The 19,182-nt window shown below is 68.8% G+C and carries 18 protein-coding genes and 1 pseudogene; 6 read left to right on the top strand and 13 right to left on the bottom strand.

Features of this window, described 5'->3' with window-relative positions:
• Positions 1-104: 104 nt before the first annotated feature.
• Positions 105-629, bottom strand: a complete 525-nt coding sequence (locus AADR41_RS22140) for a DUF6892 domain-containing protein (protein WP_342283126.1) — start codon at positions 627-629, stop codon at positions 105-107.
• A gap of 481 nt (positions 630-1,110) precedes the next feature.
• On the opposite strand from AADR41_RS22140, the gene AADR41_RS22135 reads away from it, so the two are divergent.
• On the top strand, positions 1,111-1,410 hold the full coding sequence (locus tag AADR41_RS22135; RefSeq protein ID WP_342283125.1) for a hypothetical protein: 300 nt from the start codon (positions 1,111-1,113) through the stop codon (positions 1,408-1,410).
• A 51-nt stretch (positions 1,411-1,461) separates the two neighbouring features.
• Here AADR41_RS22135 and AADR41_RS22130 read toward each other — a convergent pair whose 3' ends face one another.
• The 3 genes from AADR41_RS22130 to AADR41_RS22120 all read right to left on the bottom strand — a co-directional run bounded on the left by AADR41_RS22130 (position 1,462) and on the right by AADR41_RS22120 (position 4,705).
• On the bottom strand, positions 1,462-2,592 hold the full coding sequence (locus tag AADR41_RS22130) for a catalase family protein (protein WP_342283124.1): 1,131 nt from the start codon (positions 2,590-2,592) through the stop codon (positions 1,462-1,464).
• Between the two features lie 40 nt (positions 2,593-2,632).
• On the bottom strand, positions 2,633-3,985 hold the full coding sequence (locus tag AADR41_RS22125; RefSeq protein ID WP_342283123.1) for a Dyp-type peroxidase: 1,353 nt from the start codon (positions 3,983-3,985) through the stop codon (positions 2,633-2,635).
• 129 nt (positions 3,986-4,114) lie between these two features.
• Positions 4,115-4,705: a hypothetical protein gene (locus tag AADR41_RS22120; protein WP_342283122.1), complete on the bottom strand. Its 591-nt coding sequence runs from the start codon at positions 4,703-4,705 to the stop codon at positions 4,115-4,117.
• 439 nt (positions 4,706-5,144) lie between these two features.
• Between AADR41_RS22120 and AADR41_RS22115 the strand changes: the two genes are divergently transcribed.
• The 5 genes from AADR41_RS22115 (at position 5,145) to AADR41_RS22095 (ending at position 9,983) form a co-directional block, all read left to right on the top strand.
• Positions 5,145-5,822 (top strand): GAP family protein, encoded by a 678-nt coding sequence (locus AADR41_RS22115; protein WP_342283121.1) that lies wholly within the window; start codon positions 5,145-5,147, stop codon positions 5,820-5,822.
• A 345-nt stretch (positions 5,823-6,167) separates the two neighbouring features.
• The gene (locus tag AADR41_RS22110) at positions 6,168-7,157 is read left to right on the top strand and encodes an AraC-like ligand-binding domain-containing protein (RefSeq protein WP_342283120.1); all 990 of its coding nucleotides are present in this window, start codon (positions 6,168-6,170) and stop codon (positions 7,155-7,157) included.
• Between the two features lie 170 nt (positions 7,158-7,327).
• Entirely contained in the window at positions 7,328-7,600 is a 273-nt protein-coding gene (locus AADR41_RS22105; RefSeq protein ID WP_342283119.1) for a hypothetical protein, read from the top strand.
• A gap of 1,052 nt (positions 7,601-8,652) precedes the next feature.
• A complete protein-coding gene (locus tag AADR41_RS22100) occupies positions 8,653-9,237 on the top strand; it encodes a sigma-70 family RNA polymerase sigma factor (protein WP_342283118.1) in 585 nt (194 codons plus the stop codon).
• Positions 9,234-9,983 carry an anti-sigma factor gene (locus AADR41_RS22095; protein WP_342283117.1) on the top strand — a complete coding sequence of 250 codons (750 nt, stop codon included), beginning with the start codon at positions 9,234-9,236 and terminating at the stop codon, positions 9,981-9,983. The genes AADR41_RS22100 and AADR41_RS22095 overlap by 4 nt, the downstream gene beginning before the upstream one ends.
• 45 nt (positions 9,984-10,028) lie before the next feature.
• Here the strand turns inward: AADR41_RS22095 and AADR41_RS22090 are convergent, their stop codons facing one another.
• From AADR41_RS22090 to AADR41_RS22050, 9 genes and pseudogenes are all read right to left on the bottom strand, one after another.
• Entirely contained in the window at positions 10,029-10,838 is an 810-nt protein-coding gene (locus tag AADR41_RS22090; RefSeq protein ID WP_342283116.1) for a DUF1295 domain-containing protein, read from the bottom strand.
• Positions 10,835-12,151 (bottom strand): cyclopropane-fatty-acyl-phospholipid synthase family protein, encoded by a 1,317-nt coding sequence (locus AADR41_RS22085; RefSeq protein ID WP_342283115.1) that lies wholly within the window; start codon positions 12,149-12,151, stop codon positions 10,835-10,837. Before AADR41_RS22085 ends, AADR41_RS22090 begins: the two co-directional genes overlap by 4 nt.
• Positions 12,148-13,434, bottom strand: a complete 1,287-nt coding sequence (locus AADR41_RS22080) for a cyclopropane-fatty-acyl-phospholipid synthase family protein (protein WP_342283114.1) — start codon at positions 13,432-13,434, stop codon at positions 12,148-12,150. Before AADR41_RS22080 ends, AADR41_RS22085 begins: the two co-directional genes overlap by 4 nt.
• Positions 13,431-14,120 (bottom strand): DUF1365 domain-containing protein, encoded by a 690-nt coding sequence (locus AADR41_RS22075; RefSeq protein ID WP_446751089.1) that lies wholly within the window; start codon positions 14,118-14,120, stop codon positions 13,431-13,433. The genes AADR41_RS22080 and AADR41_RS22075 overlap by 4 nt, the downstream gene beginning before the upstream one ends.
• A gap of 68 nt (positions 14,121-14,188) precedes the next feature.
• A complete protein-coding gene (locus AADR41_RS22070; RefSeq protein ID WP_342283112.1) occupies positions 14,189-15,499 on the bottom strand; it encodes an NAD(P)/FAD-dependent oxidoreductase in 1,311 nt (436 codons plus the stop codon).
• Between the two features lie 211 nt (positions 15,500-15,710).
• Entirely contained in the window at positions 15,711-16,373 is a 663-nt protein-coding gene (locus tag AADR41_RS22065; protein ID WP_342283111.1) for a fasciclin domain-containing protein, read from the bottom strand.
• A complete protein-coding gene (locus AADR41_RS22060; protein ID WP_342283110.1) occupies positions 16,370-16,615 on the bottom strand; it encodes a hypothetical protein in 246 nt (81 codons plus the stop codon). The genes AADR41_RS22065 and AADR41_RS22060 overlap by 4 nt, the downstream gene beginning before the upstream one ends.
• Before the next feature lie 1,339 nt (positions 16,616-17,954).
• Complete coding sequence (locus AADR41_RS22055; RefSeq protein WP_342283109.1) at positions 17,955-18,377, bottom strand: hypothetical protein; 423 nt, start codon at positions 18,375-18,377, stop codon at positions 17,955-17,957.
• Between the two features lie 162 nt (positions 18,378-18,539).
• Positions 18,540-18,764: pseudogene (locus tag AADR41_RS22050) on the bottom strand (NF041680 family putative transposase); the annotation flags it as partial.
• Positions 18,765-19,182 lie beyond the last annotated feature (418 nt).

Genomic DNA, 19,182 nt, shown 5'->3' with positions numbered 1-19,182 from the left:
CGCACCTCCCCGTAGGGATGGGGATGTCCGAGCAACGGCGTCGAGGAGGGTGAACCGGCACCGGTGACGCGGTGAACTCGGGTGGTGAAGACGGACTTGAAACCTCAACAGGCCCAGGGGACGGTGAGTGAGTGTGGAGAACCCTCCGGCGCCCCTGGGCGCGCTGGTTGACGTGCGAGCGGCCGGCGGTGCGCAGACTTCCCCGGCCGGGGCGGCGGGCGGGTACCGGGGCTCAGTCGGTGTCGATGCCGGACGCCGTCCTCCACGAAGGTGACCTCCCGCAGGTTGGGCAGCAGGGCGAGGTCGTCGAGCGAGCGGACGTCGAACAGGTCGTCCTCGCCGTCCCAGGCGGGGGCGCAGTGCCGGAAGACGTCCGCCCCGGCGTCGAAGCACAGCTCCTCGACGCGGGCGAGCAGCTCGGTCGGGATCTCCAGGGCCTCGAAATGGGCCCGGGACTCAGGCAGCACCTCCGCGTGGAGGCCGTTCTCCAGGACGTAGGACGCGGGGTCTCCGATCCCGCGCTCGGCCAGCCGCGCGGGCAGGTCGTAGACCGGGAGGAGCGGCTCGGGGCCGTACATGAGCTCCTCGATGACGAGCAGCTTGAGGTTGAAGTCACGGAACTTACTCATGGGACATGAGTACCACGGAGGTACGACACGGGTCCTCCGCCCGGCCCCGCCCGGCACCTGCCCGCCCCGCTCGGGCCGCCGTGGCGGTCGGCCCGCGGAAGCGCATGCCGTGGCAGACGTGGAGGCGGCGCAGTGGACGGACACGGGGCGTGACACGTCTTCAGGTACCGGCGGACCCGCTTCCTGGCCGGTGTGGTCAACGGGGCGACTGGGCCGCGGCGAAATACGGAAGAGGCAACAGCCTCGTGCATGCCGGAACTGCGGGCCGCCACCATCGGCAAACTCAACCAGGCCCTTCACCTCTGAGGAACCACGTCACGACCAGGAGGCGGAAACGGTCGGCCCCGGCGGCCGGGGCAACCTGGTCGTACGGGACGGAGCGGATGCGCGGCGCGCACATCGTCCGGCGTCGGATCGGCGGGCACGACACCCTCACCAGCCCCTGAAAAGGTCAGGTGCTCGGGCGGCAGGAGCGCCGGAGGTGACCGGTGCGGCTGATCGGTCCGCGGGCTTCGAGGCGGCCGAGCTGGTGGGCGACGGAGCCGGCGCTGAACAGGCCGAACCGCACGCCGATCTGCCCGACGGACGTGCTCCCCCGATCTGCGCGATCCAGTCCCGGATCGCCGCCAGGACCGCTTCCTGCCGGGAGGACAGGATGTCGGGCCGGGTCATGGCGCTCGCGTCCCGCGCTGCTCCCGACGGTGAGCGAGCCTGCACAGTTCGGCCCGGGGCGGCGGGTGTGCCGGGCGGGTCGGACAAGAACGGATACCACTGCGGGTAGAGCGCAGCCGGCTTTGGTTTCGGCTCCCGTGCGCCGCCCTGTTGGTCGGCTTCATCCGGCCGAACGGAGAACCTCGTCGGCGCTGCGGGGTTCCGTGCGCGGCTGCTGGTTGAGCTTGTGACGCGCGATGGAGGAATGGCGGTAGACCTCTTTGCGGGCGCGCATGATGTTGCCCAGGGGTGCGTGTTCGGCGGTGACGCGCCAGGGTGTGAAGGACAGTGCGTCCATCTTTTCAAGGTTCTCCGGGCCGGAGATGTCCTGCTGAGGCAGCCGCAGCTTTGCCACGGTGACGGGCGGTGAGAGCTGTTCGGGCCACTCCACGGTGGTGTCCTCCACCGGCATGCGCTCCAGGTCGGTGCAGAGCTGGATCTGGATGTCGAAGGCGTAGGGCCGTTCCTGCAGTTCGGCCTGCAGGGCCGGCCGGAAGACCTCCGCTGCCGAGGTCGGATCGATGTCGCGCCGGACCACCGCGGCGGCGAAGTCCGGGTCGGGGGTGATGCGCACCTTGGCGATGTAGTCCCCGTGCCGGACCGCGCCCATCGTCCAGTAGCTCGACAGCAGTACGTTTGCCGGAGGGGTCTTTGACAGTCGCAGGAAGGCCAGGAACTCGTCCCATGCCCAGTTGTCCTGGTCCAGTGTTCCCTTTCCGGTCACGAAATCGGTGAAGAAACGATGTGCTCCCGGTCGGCCCTGGGAGAAGTAGGCCGGGGCGTTCAGGAACAGTTCCTGGATGAACAGGTAGTGCTCGACCGTGTTGCAGAAGAAGATCGGTCCGTTGATGTTGGCGTAGTCGAAGGTGCCCGTGTCCGGTTCGTCTTCCAGCAGGGTCGGGCCGGGGATGTCGAACATCTTCAGTGCCAGTCCGGTGGCGGCGCCCAGTCGTGCGTCGGCTCCGGCGTGCGGCGAGCCATTGGAGAATCGGATGAGTGCATCGTGGGTTCCCGGGGTCGCGTAGATGCCCTGGGCGTACTCGGGAGGTAGCCCGTCCAGGATCTCCACCTCTCCTCGGACCAGCCCGTAGCCCTTGGCATGGGCGTCGCGCAGGGCCCGGCCGGTGCCGCCGGCTTCGACGGAGCCCGCAATGTAGCTCTCGGTCTTGCCGATCACTGTCTGCAGGTTGCGGTCGAAGTCGGGATCGTCGGCTTCAACGTCGGGCGTATAGCGGACGAACTGTGCTGGCATGGTGTCGGACCCTCCTCGAAGGCCGTGGTGGAAACTGCCCTCAGTCCTCCAGTTCCGCGAGCCAGCGCAAGGCGCGCAGCCCCGGTACGAAGCAGTACTCGCCACCCCGGGTGACCACGAAGCCGGGCAGGTTCTGCAGACGACGGCGGACCGGCTTCTCCGGGATGGTGAGGGTGCCGGTTCCGCTGTGATGCCCGGCCACCGCGTCCTTCTCGCCGGGGTAGCCGATGAAGTTGCCGTCGTTGATCCACTGGGCCTTGATGAACTCGAACTGTCGTTCCAGATGGGCGCCGAGGAACACTCCGACCAGGCCGCGTTCGGCGCCGTCGTCTTCCAGCGCACCGTCCGGCAGCGGCGGGCCGTAGGTGGTACCGCGGCGGATGAGGCGGTGCATCCGTGCGTCGCCGATGATGGTGGAATCGCGGGGGTTGGTGCGCCGGATGTGCGCGCCGGCGGGGCACCGGTAGCCGCGATCGTCTTTCTCCCGGTACAGGAAGTTGTTGACGCGGTGCGGATCGGCGGCCAGCTCCGGATCGTCGTGCTCCGGTGCCAGTGTCAGTGGTGCTCCGCTCGGCCACCGTCCCACCATCTTCGCCGCCAGGAGTGCTTCCTCCTCGGCACCGGAACTGTTCGCCCGCAGGTACCGGCGCCAGGCCGCCACGTTGGTGTGGATCTTGCGGACGGCCGCGTAGGTCCCGTTGCGTCCCAGCACGTCGGGGGTGGGCATGGGCGGCAGGTTCCCGGTTTCGTCGGGGTAGCCGAGGATGAACTCACCCGCCTTGATGGGGACTTCCTGCGGGTTGGAGCCGGGCAGCCCGACGCCCTCGATGTTCGGATGGCTGATGCCGTCACGGAAGCCGAAGGTGGTGCGCCCGGTCGGGAGCTGGCGGACCTCCTGCTGCCAGATCACCCGGACACCGGGCGTGTCCTCGAAGGCGACACGGGCCTGCTCCAGCTTCGTGCTCAGCTGCGCCACGTCGGAGGAGAGGGCGCTCAACGCGATGTGGACCTCACCCGTACCGAACGGTGGCTCCCAGTGGGCCGGGGCACTCTCGCCCATGTCGCCGATCTGCTCCGCGCGAGCGGCCATGCCCTCACGAAACGCTTGTGGAAAGCTGTCCAGCGACTCCTGGGGCACCCCCAGGGCCCTCAGCCCCTGATAGGTGAGGGCCACAGCCACCCAGGCGTCCTGGCTTCGGTCCGTGCTGGGCAGGCCGCCCGAGGTCACCGGGAGCAGCCGTCGCAGCAGGGCGCGGCCGGCGTGGCGGTCGTCGACGCGCAGGAAGATGAATCTTCCCTCGTAGGGCACGGGCCGCGGGCGTAGAGCCCCGCTCTGGACATCGTCGATCTCGATGCGCACGTCGGCCGAGCCGCGGCTGTCCCCGGTATTCATGATCGCTTGTGCCTCCAGATCGGTCTCTGCTCGGGCAGCCCGGCAGCGGCCGGCCCACGCCCGGCCATGCGGCCCGGCCCTGTGTCTGGACCGAGAGTCGTTACGCCGGGATTCCGGGTCGTCCGGTTGCTAGGCCGAGGCTTCCTCCAGCAGCTTCTGGAAGGCGGGCGTGGCCACCAGTTCCGCGTTGGCCGGATTCTCCAGCGCCGCCCGGAACTCAGAGGTGTCCAGCACCTCCTGGAACGCGTCGTCCACGCGCTGGTCCTTGTAGATCTGCTGAACGGTCAGATCGGGGTAGGCGCTGACGAAGACCCCTGCGGGCTCCTGGTGGGCGAGGAACCAGTCCTTGACCCCTGGATCCTTGATGCCGGGGAATCCTTCGCTGTGTGAGAAGACCTTGTCGAAGCGGGCCCCGACCACCGTTTTGGCGAAGTCGTCGATGTAGGTGTCCCAGGAGCCGTCGAAGACGCTGGCGAACATGAACCTGGTGTCGTTGTCGAAAATGACATGCCGTGCGTCATGCAGCGTGCCGATCTGGCGCAGCGCCGCATGGACGTTCTCGTCATTCGCCGCGTCGCCGAGCCAGTTGAGATCCTCGCGCAGTGCATCGGCCTCGCCCGGTTTGATCTTGGTAAAGACGGTGAACTCGTTGCAGACCCCGTCCATCCTGCCCGGGTGCTCATGGCCGGCCGACGAGGTTGCACCTGTCGTCGCAGTCATCGCGAGGTCCTCCTGTCACGGATCGGCGCGAGGACAGCCAAGCGCACGGAAGACAGGCGCCATCGCCCTCACATATTCGATGTTTCCTGAGAATGGGCTGCCCCGCATCTCGGCCCGGGGGTGTTTTGGTCCCTTGGACGGACGCCCGGGCGAGAAGCCCCGGCGGGATCCCGGTCTGCGCTGTGAAGCAGACCGGGATCGGGAGGTCCTCGTGTCACGAGAGCCTCCCGGAGACAGATTCGGCCAGGCGCAGGAAGATGGAATTGGGTGGAACGTGCCGCGTACATCCTCACCATATTCTCGGGCCGTCACTTCCGCGGCCGTGAACAGTGCCCCGGCCGTGCACAGCGCCGCGGCCCGTCACTGACCCGGCCGCCCGGGTGGCCGGGTCACCCGCTGCCGCCGCCCTCTGCTCCACTGGATCGCCACGGAGGCAATCATGGGCCACGTGCTCGGAGACGTGCTGGGTTTCGCGGCCGCCGTCGCGGTCAGCCCGCTCCCGATCATCGCCATCATCCTCATACTCGCCACGCCGCGGGGGCGTCTCAACGGGGTCGCCTTCACCGTCGGCTGGATCCTGGGGCTCTCGGCCCTGGGCGCGGTGATGCTGGCGATCGCTTCCCCCGCAGGTGCCGCCGCCCACAATCACCCGGCCACCTGGGTAGGAGCCCTCAAACTCGCTCTGGGCGTGTTCCTCGTTCTCTTCGGCGCCCGGCAATGGCACCGGCGCCCGAGGGATCCCTCGCAAGCCCAACTGCCGAAATGGATGGGTGTGATCGACCGTCTCACACTGGTCAGGGTCTTCGCACTCGGGCTGGCGCTGGCCGCCCTCAATGCCAAGAACGCCCCTCTGACCATCGCCGCGGGCGCCACGATCGGCTCAGCCGGACTGCCCGTCGGGCAGCAGATCGCATCGCTGGCGATCTTCGTCCTGATCGCCACCCTCGGCCTGCTGGCCCCGCTGGGAGTGTTCCTCCTCGGGGGAGAACGAGCCAAGACCACGCTCGGCAACTGGAAAGAGTGGGCAGCGCAGCACAATGTCGCCGTGATGGCCGTCCTGTTCTTCGTCCTCGGACTGAAGCTACTCGGAGACGGCGTTTCCATCCTCGTCTCCTGATCACTCGCTGGGAGGGCCTGTCCCCGTATCCCTGGCCAGACCCCAATCGCCACGACCACGGGCTCGGGTCCGCGGCCCGTCGCCCGTCGTCGGGCCGGTTGTCGGGGCTGCCCCGACGTACGCCTCCCCGCGTCACGAGTGTCAGCTCAACCAATCCGGATGTCCCAGCCCGCACACCGTGCTCCGTACCTCAACTGCACCCCGCGAAACGACACTTCTCGAACCGAGACTTCGTTGCTGCCAGGAGGTGCGGGGCGGCCCATGTGACCGAAGTGCTACTGGACTGCGTGTATCTCCCCATGTCACGTTCGAATCCGCAGGGGATCCGGCTACGGGGGGCTGGGAATGCTGGTCACGGAGTTCAGGACGGACGTGGTGGCAGCGCCGGAGCGGTTCGCACTGTGGGAAGAAACCACAGCACAATCGCACATGCGCAACCGGCTGCGCAGCAACGACCAGGACGACTTCCGGGCCAGGATGCGCGTTCTGGACTTCGGCGAGGTACAGGTGTCCGCGCTGGCCTACTCGCATCTGGAGATCGCTCGGACAGCGAAGCTGATACGGCAGTCCGACCCCGAGGTGTGCCAGATCAACTACTTTCTCGACGGAGAAGGCGCTGTCTCCGTAGACGGGGACGACAGGGTGCTGAGTACCGGCGATCTGGTGGTCACGGACAGCAGCCGTCCCTACTGCGGCAACGTTCGCGCCGTTCCGGGCAAGTGGTCGCATGTGACCATGCAGTGTCCTCGCCGGCTGCTGCCGTTGCCGGAGAAGAGGGTGCAGGGCTTGTTCGCGGTCCCGATCAGCGGGCGCAACGGCATGGGCGGGGTGTTCGCCCGCTGGCTGACCGATCTCAACACGCGCGCCGACGAGTTCACCCCCGCTGACATCCCCACTCTCACCTCGGTCACCCTGGACCTCCTGGCATCTGTGATCGCCACTGAGGAGGCACTGCCCCCGGAGGCACGCAGGACCGCATTGCGGGCCGGGATCAACGCATTCGTCGAGCAGCACCTCGCCGACCCGGCCATGACCCCCCGGACGGTGGCGGACGCCCACCACATCTCCCTGCGTCATCTCCAGCAGCTGCTCGCCGAGGACGACACGTCGCCGGCCGCCTGGATACGCCACCGCCGTCTGGAACGCTGCCGCCTCGATCTGACCGACCCCCGCCTGAACGCCCGCCCGATCCAGGCCATCTCCGCCCGCTGGGGCTTCACGGACCCGAAGCACTTCAGTCGCCTGTTCCGCGCCACTTACGGGATTCCGCCACGGGATTTCCGGGACCGGTCGCGCGAGGCGTGCGCGAATCGGCACCAGCCCTGCGCGGATTGACACGGGCGAGTGCGGTTGCCCTCGGCATGCTGGTTCCGGAAGCCGGGTCAAGGATCAGCGGCCTGCGGCCTCGCCCCGCATCACAGCACGGAGCACTGGGCGAGAGGCCGCGATTGCTCGACGGACTTCCGGACGTTCATGCACGCCACGATGATCAAGGGAGCAAACGAATGCGTACTCGATTCTGGCTCACCAGCGTTGCCCTGGGAGCTGCCCTGGTGACCGGCGGCACCGTCGCCACCGCCCAGGCGGCATCCGCGTCCTCCGACGCGAGCACGGCCGCCTACGGCCCGGTGGTGCCTTTCGCATACACCGACGTCGGAACCTACAGCACCGAGGCGGCCTGCCTGGCGGACGGGGAGAGCTCGATCTACTCCGACTGGTTCTGCCGCCAGAGCACCACCACCAGCAACTGGCACCTCTGGGTGAACCTGAACTCGTAGGCGGTGACGGTCGGCTGTCCGGACAGGCCGGTGACGGCCGGCAACCGCCGGCAGGTGGTGCGGCCGGACCGCCTGCCCGGCCGGGGTGGGCCGGTTGTCCATGTACTCGGCGCGGCGCGGGTACAGGCGCATGAGGTCGGTCGCCGGTGCAGGGGCGGGTTGGGCGGTTGTTCCTGAACAGCCGGTGCTGCCGTGACAGCCGACGAGGAATGAGCCGGTCACGCCGAGCGGGTCGGCGTGACCGGCTGCGATGATGTGGTCAATGAGGGCCAACACATCTGTGCTGACGAAGGTGTCGGCCGGGCCGTGGTCTTCGGAGCGAGTTCGGGTCTGTTCGTTGGCCCGACTGGCAGCGAGGCGGCCGGCCCAGCTGTCCTGCGTGAACCGGGACCACCTGTGCGCCGTGCTGGGAGCTGTGCCGCGGAGATCGCCGACGACGATCGAGGGCAGTGTCGACGGGCGTTCAGATTCCGGACGGCGCCGATCTCCCCGGCTGCCCGGCCTGCGGGAACGAGGAGGTGCTGGCTGAAAGCTGACGAGTTTTGGCACACCTGGCTCGACTGGATGCGCGAAGCCGCCGCCCACGGGGGCATTCCGGTGGGCTGACACCTGCTTGGGTCCAAGAAGCGCACCGACTCGCTGGTCCGACAGCCGCGTCGGCCCGGCGTGTACAACTCAACCTTCGTCTGACGCGGCATGTGACCCGGCCCCGTGGAACGGTACCGGGCCGTGTCACGGCAGGGCACTGTCATGTTGTTGAGCATGTCGGTGTCCGACGATGCGTTGGGGCACCGTGGGCTTGCGTTCCAGGCCTGTGGTCAGGCCGTGTTGGCCGACCGGCGGCTCGGGCGACCTGGTCCGGATCGCGAAGCGAGCTGTGTGAGCGGAGAAAGTATCAGGCCGAGTCAGGAGTTCCCGACTTCTGTTGTCCGTCCTTCGCCGACAGGGGCACAGGCTCTTCGACATTCAGAAGCCTCAAGACCAATCCGCGGTTCGCGCGGCCCCGGATTACACGGGATGTTCCGGCCTGTCACGCCTAAGAAAGAGCGATTATGAGAGAACCAGTACATATTGGCGCAAGCCCGTCGGTCAAGCCTGACCTGCAGCGGCTGCTGCACGAGGTGGCACTGGGCGACCAGGAGGCTTTCGCCAAGGTCTACGATGCCGTGGCCGGCTCCGTCCTCGGTACTGTCCGGGCGGTCCTGCGCGATCGTGCACAGTCGGAGGAGGTTGCGCAGGACGTTCTGGTGGAGGTGTGGCGAACGGCCCCGCGCTACCGTCCCGAGCGCGGAAGCGCCATCAACTGGATTCTCACCTTGGCCCACCGGCGGGCGGTGGACCGGGTCCGGTCGGTGGAGGCCGCCGCGGCCCGGGACACAAAGGCCGCCCTGCTTGACCATCAGCCCGCATTCGACGAAGTGACTGAGCAGGTGGAGACCCGGCTGGAGCAGGAACAGGTACGGCGCTGTCTGCGGACCTTGACCGAATTTCAGCGGCAGTCGGTCACTCTGGCCTACTACCGCGGTCTGACCTATCGGGAGGTCGCCGAAGCGCTCACGCTACCGCTCGGCACGGTCAAGACCCGGCTGCGCGACGCGCTCATCCGGCTCCGCGACTGCCTGGGCGTGACGGCATGACCCCCACGGATCTGCATGGTCTGACGGGCGCCTATGCATTGCATGCGCTGGATGACGACGAGCGTGTGGCCTTCGAACTTCACATGGCCGGGTGCGAGGCCTGCGATCAGGAGGTCGCGGAGTTCACGGCCACCGCAGCACGCCTGGTTCCGGCTTCCGGGGTGCGTACCCCTTCGGTCATGCGGGAGCAGGTCTTGCGCCGCATTGTCACCGTGCGCCAGGTGGCGCCAGGTTCCGTGCCTCTGGACCGAGCGCGCCGCGGGGTGCGGAGCGGGCGTGGCCGGGTCCGGTGGGCGCTGGCGGCAAGTGTGGCTGCCGCGGTTCTGTTCGGCGGCGCCGCGGTGTGGCAGTACGAGCGCGCCCGGGACGCACGAGTTCAGGCGGCACAGGTTCAGCGGAACGTTGAGGATGTCGCCGGTGTGCTGACGGCATCCGATGCCAAGTCCCGGTCGGTTCCGGTTGCGGGCGGTGGGGGCACGCTGGTGGTCTCCACCGGTCGTGACCGGGCTGTTTTCGTCGCCTCGCGGATGGCCGCACCTCCGCGCGGCAAGGTCTACCAGCTGTGGTTCTCGGACGGCGGGAAGATGCGGCCGGCCGGCCTGATGAGCCCTGACCGCAGCAGCCAGGCCGTGCTGATGGAAGGGGCGGTCGATGACGCCACCGGCATCGGCATCACGGTGGAGCCGGCCGGCGGATCCAGACAGCCGACCACCCCTCCCCTGGTCGTGCTCGGCGTGCCGGTGTGAGGCACGGGTGTGGGGAGGCCGTCCCATGGCGGGCTTCCCACTCCCTCACCGGTTCCTACGGGGTGGCAAAGGAACAAAACTGCTGGTTCGCGCCGCGTAGGCGTGCCAGCCAGGCCGGTCGGTCATGTGCTGCTCCAGCAGTCGCTTTCCACTGCCTTTGGTCAGCAGTGCGCTCATGACCAGCGGTGAGATCACGGACACGGCGGCGGCCATGAGCCCCGCGTCGCAGGCGATGAGGAACAGGCCCCACCAGATGCAGAAGTCCCCGAAGTAGTTGGGGTGCCGGCTGTAGCGCCACAGTCCCTGGTCCATGATTCGGCCGCGGTTGGCGGTGTCTGTCTTGAAGCGCGCCAGCTGGGCATCCCCCACGGCCTCGAAGAACAGCCCCAGGGCCCACACCCCTGCGCCGGTGAAGGCCAGGGCGGACAGCGGCCGCATCGTGTACTGGGCGGCCTGTACTGGCAGCGAAACCAGCCACACCAGGAATCCTTGGAGGAGATGGACCATCCGCAGGGCGTACAGGTTCCGGTTTCCCGGCGCGCGGGCCAGCATCGTCTCGTATCGAGGGTCCTCGCCGTGACCGGCGCCCCTGCGCGCGATGTGGACGGCGAGCCGCAGCCCCCATGCGACGGTGAGACCGGTCACCAGGGTGCGTCTGGCCGGATCGCCGTGGCCTGCCGAGTGGGCGAAGGTCACCAGGGCGACTGCGGCGAAGGCCACCCCCCAGGCAATGTCGACGATGCGGTGCACTCCTCGGACGAGGGCGATCGCGAAGGTACTGAGCATGACCGCCAGGGCGGTCGCCGCCGCCCATCCGAGGTTCGCGGCGAACGCACCGCGGGCGAGCCCGTTCACCGGCCGACCAGGTGCCGGTACCAGTCGGCCGCCTCCGCCGCCGTCAGGCCGCTGTCGCCATCGGCGGCCGGCCGGGCACACACGATCTGGTCGACGCCCATGCGGCCCTCCTCGAAGGCCAGGGCCCCGCCGGCCAGATACAGGCGCCATACGCGGGCGGTCTCCTCTCCGACCAGTCGCACGAAGTCCGCCCAGCGCTCTTCGAGAGTGCGGTGCCAGGCTCTGATGGTGCGTACGTAGTGCTCGCGCAGGGACTCCGCAGACAGCACCTCCAGGCCGGCTGCCTCCAGAAGACCGATGGTCTCGCCCAGCGGCCGCATGTGCATGTCCGGGGCGATGTAGGACTCGATGAATGCGCCGCCTCCCGGGGAACGCGTGCCCCGGGACATCTGCTGTACGAGTACGCGACCGCGAGGGCGTACCAGACGGTGCAGGCAGGCGGCGAACGCCGGGTACTCGTCGTTGCCGACGTGCTCGCCCATCTCTACGGTGGCGACCGCGTCGTAGGCGGAGCCGGTGATGTCCCGATAGTCCTGGCACACCACTTCGACCAGGTGGTCCAGTCGTCGCTCGTGGACCTGTCGCCGTACGTAGGCGGCCTGTTCCCGTGCCAGGGTGACGGCGGTGACGTGTGCCCCGTGTCTTTCGGCCGCGTACAGGGTGAGCGAGCCCCAGCCGCAGCCGATGTCGAGCAGCCGGGCGCCGGGGCCGAGGCCGAGCTTGCGGCAGACGAGCTCCAGTTTGGCGAGCTGGGCGTCGGCGGGGGCGAGATCGGCTTCGTCGCCGGTCCAGTAGCCGCAGGAGTAGGCCATGGTCTCGTCGAGGAGAAGGCAGTAGAAGTAGTTGGACAGGTCGTAGTGATGGCTGATCGCCGCTCGGTCGCGGGTCCTGCTGTGCAGGTTGCCGTGCAGACGTGCCTGGGTCGCCGGGGCGGGCGGTCGCGGGCCGACGGCCCCCAGCCGTACGGCCTCACCGGCCGTGCGCGCCCAGTCCGCCGGGGAGAACTGCGGGGCGTGCAGGCTCCTTTCTCGCGCGGCGGCCCACATGGTGCGCAGTGCCTGGGTCAGATCGCCCTCGATGTCGAGTTCGCCGGTGACGTAGGCCTGGGCCAGGCCGAGTTCGCCGGGCTGCCACAACAGGCGGCGCAGTGCGCGTCGGGAGCGAACGACGACCACGGGGGTGTCGGCGGGGCCGGTTTCGCTGCCGTCCCAAGTGCGCAGCCGCACCGGGAGCGGCCCGCCGAGCGCATTCTCGGCGAGGGCAGCGAGCCGTTGCGCGGCACCGGTGCGGACTCGAATGCGGGCGGTCGTCATCGGGTCGAGGTCTCCTTGGTGAGCAGGTACTGCTGGACGTCGAGGTATCCGGAGCGGAATCCGGCCTCGGAGTAGGCCAGGTAGAAGGTCCACAGGCGGCGGAAGGTGGCGTCGAAGCCGAGCGATGCGACGTCGTCGGCGCGGTCGGTGAACCGTTCCCGCCACAGGCGCAGTGTTTCGGCGTAGTGCTCGCCGAAACCGTCCCGGGCGACGACTGTCAGCCCCGTGTGGTCGCGAACCGTCTCCTCAATGGCAAGTGTGGAAGGGATCAGACCGCCGGGAAAGGTGTACTTCTGGATCCAGGTGTGGGAATCACGACTGGCCAGCATCCGCTCGTGCGGCATGGTGATGGCCTGCAGAGCCACTCGGCCGCCCGGCGCCAGGCGCTCGTCGAGGGTGCGGAAGTAGACGGGCCAGAACTCTGCACCGACCGCCTCGATCATCTCCACGCTGACGACCGCGTCGTAGGTGCCGCGGGCCTCGCGGTAGTCGCACAGCTCGATCGATACGCGGTCGGCGTACCCGGCCCGGCGCACGCGTTGGAGGGCCAGTTCACGTTGTTCCCGGGAGAGGGTGAGCGAGGTGACGTGCGCGCCGCGGGCGGCGGCTCGCAGGGCGAGTTCGCCCCAGCCCGTGCCGATCTCAAGCAGGCGGGTGCCCTTGTGGACGCCTGCCAGGTCGAGCAGCCGGTCGACCTTGCGCCGCTGGGCAGCGGCCAGCAGCGGCCGGTCGGCGGGGAAGCCCCGGAACACGGCGGCGGAGTACGTGAGTGTCTCGTCCAGGAACAGCGCGAACAACTCGTTGGACAGGTCGTAGTGACGGCTGATGTTGGTGCGCGAACCGTCGGGGGTATTGCGCTGCGCGTGGGGCTGCCGTTGCGCCCACAGGCCGCGCAGCCGCTGCAACGGTGCCGGGACCAGGTGCGCGGCGCGGGCGGCGAGCACGGTGAGCGCGCCGACCAGATCCGGGGCGTCCCACTCGCCCGCCATGTACGACTCGCCGAACCCGATGAGCCCGCGGGTGCCGATGCGAGCATGGAACGCCTTCGGGTCGCACACCTCTATCAGCGGTCCGTCCAGGCCGAGAGTGCCGCCGTCGGCGTACCGGACACGCAGGGGCAGTCGCCGCAGGGCGCCTGCCAGTACGGACGCGGTGAGGGCCCGTACCGGCCAGGACGCCTTCGGAACAGCGGCCACGTCGGGCCAGCGCTCGGCGTCGACGGGGGCAATGCGGTGGCCGCCGGTGAGGTGGCGGGCTGTGGGACGGGGTTCGACTTGGGTCATGACGCACTCTCCGGGTTGCGGCGGCCTGGGCGCGGCTGCACCGGCAGGCCCCGCAGGAACAGGCGGATGCCGTGGCAACGGATCGCGGCCGACACCATCAGGGTCGGCCAGGGATGACGCAGCAACAGGCGCAGCAGCACGGGAACCGTTCCCTCGCACCGTCTGCCGTGGACGGCGGCCGTGAAGGGCGCGCCGTGGGGCCGTCGCAGCCGAATCGACAGACGCAGGTGCTCGCCGGGTGGCGGGAGCCACATCTCGTAGCGGCCGTCCACCGGGTTGAACGGCGACACGTAGAAGTCCTTGCCGACCTGGGCGGCGCCGTTCGAGTCGGGGTGCAGCAGGTAGGCGTGGCGCTCGCCGTAGGTGTTGTGGACCTCGGCCACCACACAGCGCGGTCCGCCGTCGGGGTCGTGACACCAGTACAGGGTGAGGGGGTTGAAGACGTGTCCGAGGACCTGGGCGTGCGTGAGCATCAGCACTCGGCCGCCCTGCAGGTCGATGCCGTGCTCGCCCAGGAAGCCGTCGAGCGCGGCCCGGACCGACGGGGCCTGCCCGGTGAAGTGGTCGCACGCGCGGAAGCCGGCGAGCAGGCCGAGCGGACGCGGCAGCACGGGCAGGTGGTCGAGGTCGACCAGCCACAGGTAGGTGCGGTGCCGCAATGCGTAACGCAGGGGTGCCCGGCGCACGTGGGTGATCGTGCACGGGTAGAGAGCTGCCGGTCGCGAAGGTGCCGGCTGCCGGGCGGACGGCTCGGTCACCACTCCACTCCCAGGGCGGCGGCCGCCTCGACACCGCTGCGGCAGCCGTCCTCGTGGAATCCCCAGCCGTGATAGGCACCCGCGAACGCGGTGACGGCCGTGTTCAGTTCGGGCAGCCGACGCTGGGCTGCGACCGACTCGGGTGTGTACACCGGATGTTCGTAGGTCATGCGGGCCAGTACGCGGGCAGGGTCGACGCGGTCCTGACCGCCGAGGGTGACGACATGGGTCTGCGTGGCGTCCAGTCGTTGCAGCCGGTTCATGTCGTAGCTCACCTGCACCCGGTCCGCGCTCGTCCGGCAGTCCGGCATCAGGTAGTTCCAGGAGGCTCGGGCCCCGCTCGCACGTGGAAGCAGGGAGGTGTCGGTGTGCAGCAAGGTGGCGTTGCGGGAGTAGCGGAACGCGCCGAGAACCTCCTTCTCGTCCGCAGTCGCGTCCCCGAGCAGTTGCAGCGCCTGGTCGGGGTGCACGGCGATCACCACGTGGTCGTAGGTGGTGGTGGTCGCGTCGTCCGCGGTCACGTCCGCACTGTCCGCGTGCCGGAGCACGGACCGTACGGGGGTTTGGGCACGCACCTCGTGCAGGCCCGCCGCGATCCGGTGGACGTACGTTCCCGAGCCGCCGGTGACGGTCCGCCACGCCGGTGACCCCTTCACCGAGAGCATGCCGTGGTGCGCGAGGAACCGGAACAGATAGGTCGCCGGATATCGCAGAGCCGTCTCCGCGTCGCAGGACCACACCGCGGACACCACCGGCGTCATGAAGTGCGCCCGGAAGTAGGACGAGAACCCGGCCCGGCCCAGGAAGGCACCGAGCGTCAGCGTATCGGCGGTGCCCGTCCCCAGCAGGCGGCGTGCCGTTCGGTGGAAGCGCGGCACTTCGGCCAGCATGCGCAGGTACGGTCCGCGCAGGGTATTGCGCGGCTGGGCGAGCAGTCCGCGAAGGCCCCGTGCACCGGCGTACTCCAGACCGCAGCCCTCGCACCGCACGGACATGCTCATCTCCGACTCCTGCGTGGCGATGCCCAACTCGGAGAACAGACGCAGCAGGTTCGGGTAGGTACGGCGGTTGTGCACGATGAAACCGGAGTCGACGTGGCGGGTACGGCCGTCCGACGCGGTCAAGTCGTGGGTGTGGGCGTGGCCGCCGAGCCGGTCGTCGGCCTCGTACAGGGTGACGTGGTGGGCGCGGGCCAGGATGTGCGCGGCGGTCAGTCCTGCCACTCCGCTGCCGATGACGGCTGTACGGCGCGGGCTTTCCGTACCGGTCGTCGGCCCGGTCGGTGTCACGTCGGACGGTTGTGCCATGTCATTGTTCCCCTTCCCGGACATATGAGCGGCAAGCTCCTGGGGCTGGTCTGCAGGTGTTCCGGTCCGCAGACCAGCCCCGGGGAGGGGGCATCCGGCAGACCCTGCCGGTCGGGTGCTGGCGGATGCCCCGGCATGAGGGACGGGCGCCGCCGGGATCGCCTCCGTCGAGGCGACCGGGCAGCGCGTGCGTCCTCGGTTCACACGGGTGTCAGTTCTTGGGCATCAGGACGGTGTCGATGATGTGGACGTTGGCGTTGGCGGTCCTGACGTTGCCGCAGACCACCTTGGCGGAGTCGTTGACCGTGTAGGACTCGCCCGAGCCGGAGGTCATGACCTTGGACTTCTCCAGCGTGTCGAAGGAGCCGTGCTCCAGGTTCTTCGGGGTGAGCTTCCGGCCGACAACGTGGTAGGTGAGGATCTTCGTCAGCTCGGCCTTGTCGCTCAGGACCTTGTCCAGGGTCGCCTTCGGGATCTTCTTGAAGGCGTCGTTGGTGGGCGCGAACACGGTGATGTTCCGGGCGTTGTTGAGCGTGTCGACCAGGTCGGCCTTCTTCACCGCGGTCACGAGGGTGGACAGGGCCGGGTTACTGGAGGCGGCGGTGGCGACCGGGTCTTCGGCCATGCCGTCGAAGGAGCCGGCACCGTTCTTCGGCACCGCAGAACAGGCGGGGCCGAAGGGCTGGCCCATGCTGCTCGCGGGAGCCGTCGAATTGCCCCTGTTGTCGCTGCTCTTGGTGGCCGGAGCAGCCGCTTCGTCGGAGGAGCCGGACTTCCCCGGGTCACTGCTGTTGCTGGAGCAGGCAGTCAGGGCCAGGGGCAGCAGGGCAGCGGCGGCGAGGAGGCCGGCGGTGCGACGGACGGAGGTGGTCATGCTGTTGTTCTCCTGTTGAATCGCGCAGCGCTCTGCTGAGTTCGGGGGGTATTGCGGAGGTTCGGGAAGGGGCACGAGGCTCCTGCCTTGAGGGTGTCGATACGCGACTCGGTCTTGATCGGCGCCCTGCGGGCCCAGCCGCGCTCGGCCCAGTGCGGGGCGCAGGAACCGAGGGTGGTGAGCTCGATGTCCTTGATCCGCTTGCAGGCCGACACGCAGCCGTACAGGCCCGGAACCACCATCCGTGCTGGGAAGCCGTGCTTCTGGGCGGAGTACGTACAGAAGAAAAGCCCCTGCGATGACCCCTGCTACGGACGGGAGAGCGTCAGTGAGGCTCGTGGAGTCGGGCCGGCCGAGAGCGGCTGCCGCACTGATGGCCCCGAAGAGAAGGACCCCGGCAGCTCCGACCCGCCGGAGTCGTGCCGCCGGCACACCCAGCACCGGGGCGGGCACGGCCGGCACGGCGAGGATGCCGAGCCGCGGTACGAGCCTGTCGTTGGTGCCGAAGTAGCGGATTGCCCAGGCCTTGACCGAAGCGGGCGTTGCGTCGATGGACGCGCAGCCCACCGCGACGACCGGGCTGGACCGCGGACGTACCGCCGCCGCGACCGGTTCGGCCACCGCCGGCGCGGCAAAGCCGGCCAACGCCCCGCTCGGCGCACCCAACGCCAGACGCGGCCGACCCGGCCGTACACGCTGGTCCTTCTCTTCGTCCCTCACGCAGGGAATCCGGTTCTGCATGTCGGGCGGATTGGTCCCAGACCCGATCAGGTGAAAAGAGATTCCACACCGATCCCCCATCCGTTCTGCAACGTATTACCTGGTTGAGGTGCCGGCGAGCATCGTCACGGCAACCAGTCCCACGCTCCGTACCCGAGACCTCAAAGACGTCGTGTTCGCTTTCCTCACCGCCAGGATCAACACGCTGCCGGGACACCTGCAGGCCGGTGACGCGGGCGGGATGCCCAGCGCAATCGCTTCGTACTCGGTCTGCGGCAGGCCTGTCCGGTGCGGTCCTGCGGTCACTTTGCACGTTCCCCGGAGCCATTCATCCGTCAGGCCAACCGAAAGTGGGGCGAGGAACGCTCACGGGGACTCGTTTCACGAAACGCTCAGCGTGGTGATCGGACCAGGCACGCATGTCCTGACAAGCCGCCGGACGCTCTGGCTTCCACGGACGTGGAACGCCGTCGGCCCGTCGGATACTGCTTCGCGGCCACACCGGGAAAAGGTACTCCGGTCTGTGGGCCCGCGCACTGGCGTGTACAGCCCCACAGGTCGGGCAGGCTCCCCCCTACCGCTTGCGCAGCACGCCGTCTTCCGCGATGTCGCGGCGGATCTCGAAGAAGTCGGCGTTGGCGAGGCTCGTGTCCGTCGCGAAGAGACCAGAACACCCCGACACCTGTTCTGCTCGTGATGCTCTGTCCCGGTGGCGGTCGGGGGGGTGGTTCAGACGGCGGTTGGCCACGTTGCCGAGTGGGCCGTCTTCGGCATCGACACCTGCGCCGCCGTCACGGGGCACGAGTCAGGTTGAACAAGCTTGCTCTTCACCCCTTTCGGCATCCAGGTGCTGAAGTGGATTCAGAGCTTCAGCGGCCCGAAGGTGCCGTCTCGGAACGTGAAGGCGGTCGGCTCGGTGTCGAACTCCTCCCGGAAGTACCCGGTGTAGCCAGGTTCTTCGACGTGGGGTGCGAGCAGATCCAGGACGGTGTAGAGATCACCCATCATGTCGTCGAGCCAGAGGTTGCGGCTGAACAGTCCCCATGCGTGGAGCTCACCACCGGGCGTGAAGCCTCGGGATTGGCGTCGTAGGGACACGGAATCGGCGCCGGGCAGGCGACTGTCCGGATCCGGGGAGAGCAGTGGGTACGAGTGCTCCTCCGCGTCGAGCTCTGCTGGACGCCCGGGGGCCAGGCCGAGGTGCCATCGCAGGGCTGCCAGGACCGTGGCGGGCGTGTCGTCCCGGAGGAAGCAGGTGAAGACGACTTCGTAGTGGAGGCTCACGGGAGTACATTCTGCCCGGCGCCACTGACTGAGCCGGATCATGGCCTCAGGGCCGGGCTTGATCACGTTCGATCAGGGTGTCCGGGCGTCCGACGGTCTTGCTCACGCCGTAGCGGGTGGCTGGCTGCATGTTCTTCGAGCCGAGCAGGCGGCAGCCTCCGGTCGGATCAACGTTCCCTTGATGACGGGGAGCTGGCCGTTCCGGTCGGTCCACGCGGAGCGGGTGGCCAGCCGAGGATGGATGCGGTCCCAGGCCCTCGCGGCGCGAGCGGTGCCGTAGCGGTCGGTGAACTGCACGGTCTCGGCATCGGGCTCGCCCAAGGTGTCGGGCTCGGCAAAGCGGAACTCCTTGCCGTGCTTCGGCGGGCGCCCGCTCTTCGGCGGCGAGAACCAGGGGGACGTCCTACGCCGGCCCCAGCTGCAGCGCCCAGGATCCGGCACCACGAGGTCCGGCCCCCGGCTCCAGCGCGGCAACGCACGAGTAGGGCCGGCGGACATACGCTGCTGCTGAAAGTGCACGAAGCCATGTGGTGAATGTCCTCCGACGGGCAGACCTGCCGGGACGTCCCCCAGGTCCCATTCCTGGGGCGCAGCCGCCCGTCGATGCCGATCCGTTGGCGGGCCGGTCGGGAATCGATGCTGTCCGAGTCCTTTCTGACGTCCGCCGCGTGAGCATGGGGGGGGACAGCCTGGAACGGGTGTCGACTGGTACGACGGCACCTCGGCCCAAGCGCCACTGTGGCGCGGAGGTGGCCGGAGGCCCGCACCGCGCTGCGTTGCGGGGCGGCCGAGCACCCCGCAACGC

The organism is Streptomyces sp. CLV115, from assembly GCF_038448545.1.
Lineage (GTDB): Bacteria > Actinomycetota > Actinomycetes > Streptomycetales > Streptomycetaceae > Streptomyces > Streptomyces sanglieri.
Note: the sequence above shows the minus strand (reverse complement) of the source record. Positions and strands in the feature narration are given on the sequence as shown.

Excerpts from the sequence above, each read along its gene's own strand:
- AADR41_RS22130 (WP_342283124.1), bottom strand. The coding sequence starts at position 2,592 with ATGCCAGCACAGTTCGTCCGCTATACGCCCGACGTTGAAGCCGACGAT.
- AADR41_RS22120 (WP_342283122.1), bottom strand. The coding sequence starts at position 4,705 with ATGACTGCGACGACAGGTGCAACCTCGTCGGCCGGCCATGAGCACCCG.
- AADR41_RS22125 (WP_342283123.1), bottom strand. The coding sequence starts at position 3,985 with ATGAATACCGGGGACAGCCGCGGCTCGGCCGACGTGCGCATCGAGATC.
- AADR41_RS22095 (WP_342283117.1), top strand. The coding sequence starts at position 9,234 with ATGACCCCCACGGATCTGCATGGTCTGACGGGCGCCTATGCATTGCAT.
- AADR41_RS22110 (WP_342283120.1), top strand. The coding sequence starts at position 6,168 with ATGCTGGTCACGGAGTTCAGGACGGACGTGGTGGCAGCGCCGGAGCGG.
- AADR41_RS22065 (WP_342283111.1), bottom strand. The coding sequence starts at position 16,373 with ATGACCACCTCCGTCCGTCGCACCGCCGGCCTCCTCGCCGCCGCTGCC.
- AADR41_RS22080 (WP_342283114.1), bottom strand. The coding sequence starts at position 13,434 with ATGACCCAAGTCGAACCCCGTCCCACAGCCCGCCACCTCACCGGCGGC.
- AADR41_RS22115 (WP_342283121.1), top strand. The coding sequence starts at position 5,145 with ATGGGCCACGTGCTCGGAGACGTGCTGGGTTTCGCGGCCGCCGTCGCG.
- AADR41_RS22105 (WP_342283119.1), top strand. The coding sequence starts at position 7,328 with ATGCGTACTCGATTCTGGCTCACCAGCGTTGCCCTGGGAGCTGCCCTG.
- AADR41_RS22100 (WP_342283118.1), top strand. The coding sequence starts at position 8,653 with ATGAGAGAACCAGTACATATTGGCGCAAGCCCGTCGGTCAAGCCTGAC.
- AADR41_RS22060 (WP_342283110.1), bottom strand. The coding sequence starts at position 16,615 with ATGGTGGTTCCGGGCCTGTACGGCTGCGTGTCGGCCTGCAAGCGGATC.
- AADR41_RS22070 (WP_342283112.1), bottom strand. The coding sequence starts at position 15,499 with ATGGCACAACCGTCCGACGTGACACCGACCGGGCCGACGACCGGTACG.
- AADR41_RS22140 (WP_342283126.1), bottom strand. The coding sequence starts at position 629 with ATGAGTAAGTTCCGTGACTTCAACCTCAAGCTGCTCGTCATCGAGGAG.
- AADR41_RS22085 (WP_342283115.1), bottom strand. The coding sequence starts at position 12,151 with ATGACGACCGCCCGCATTCGAGTCCGCACCGGTGCCGCGCAACGGCTC.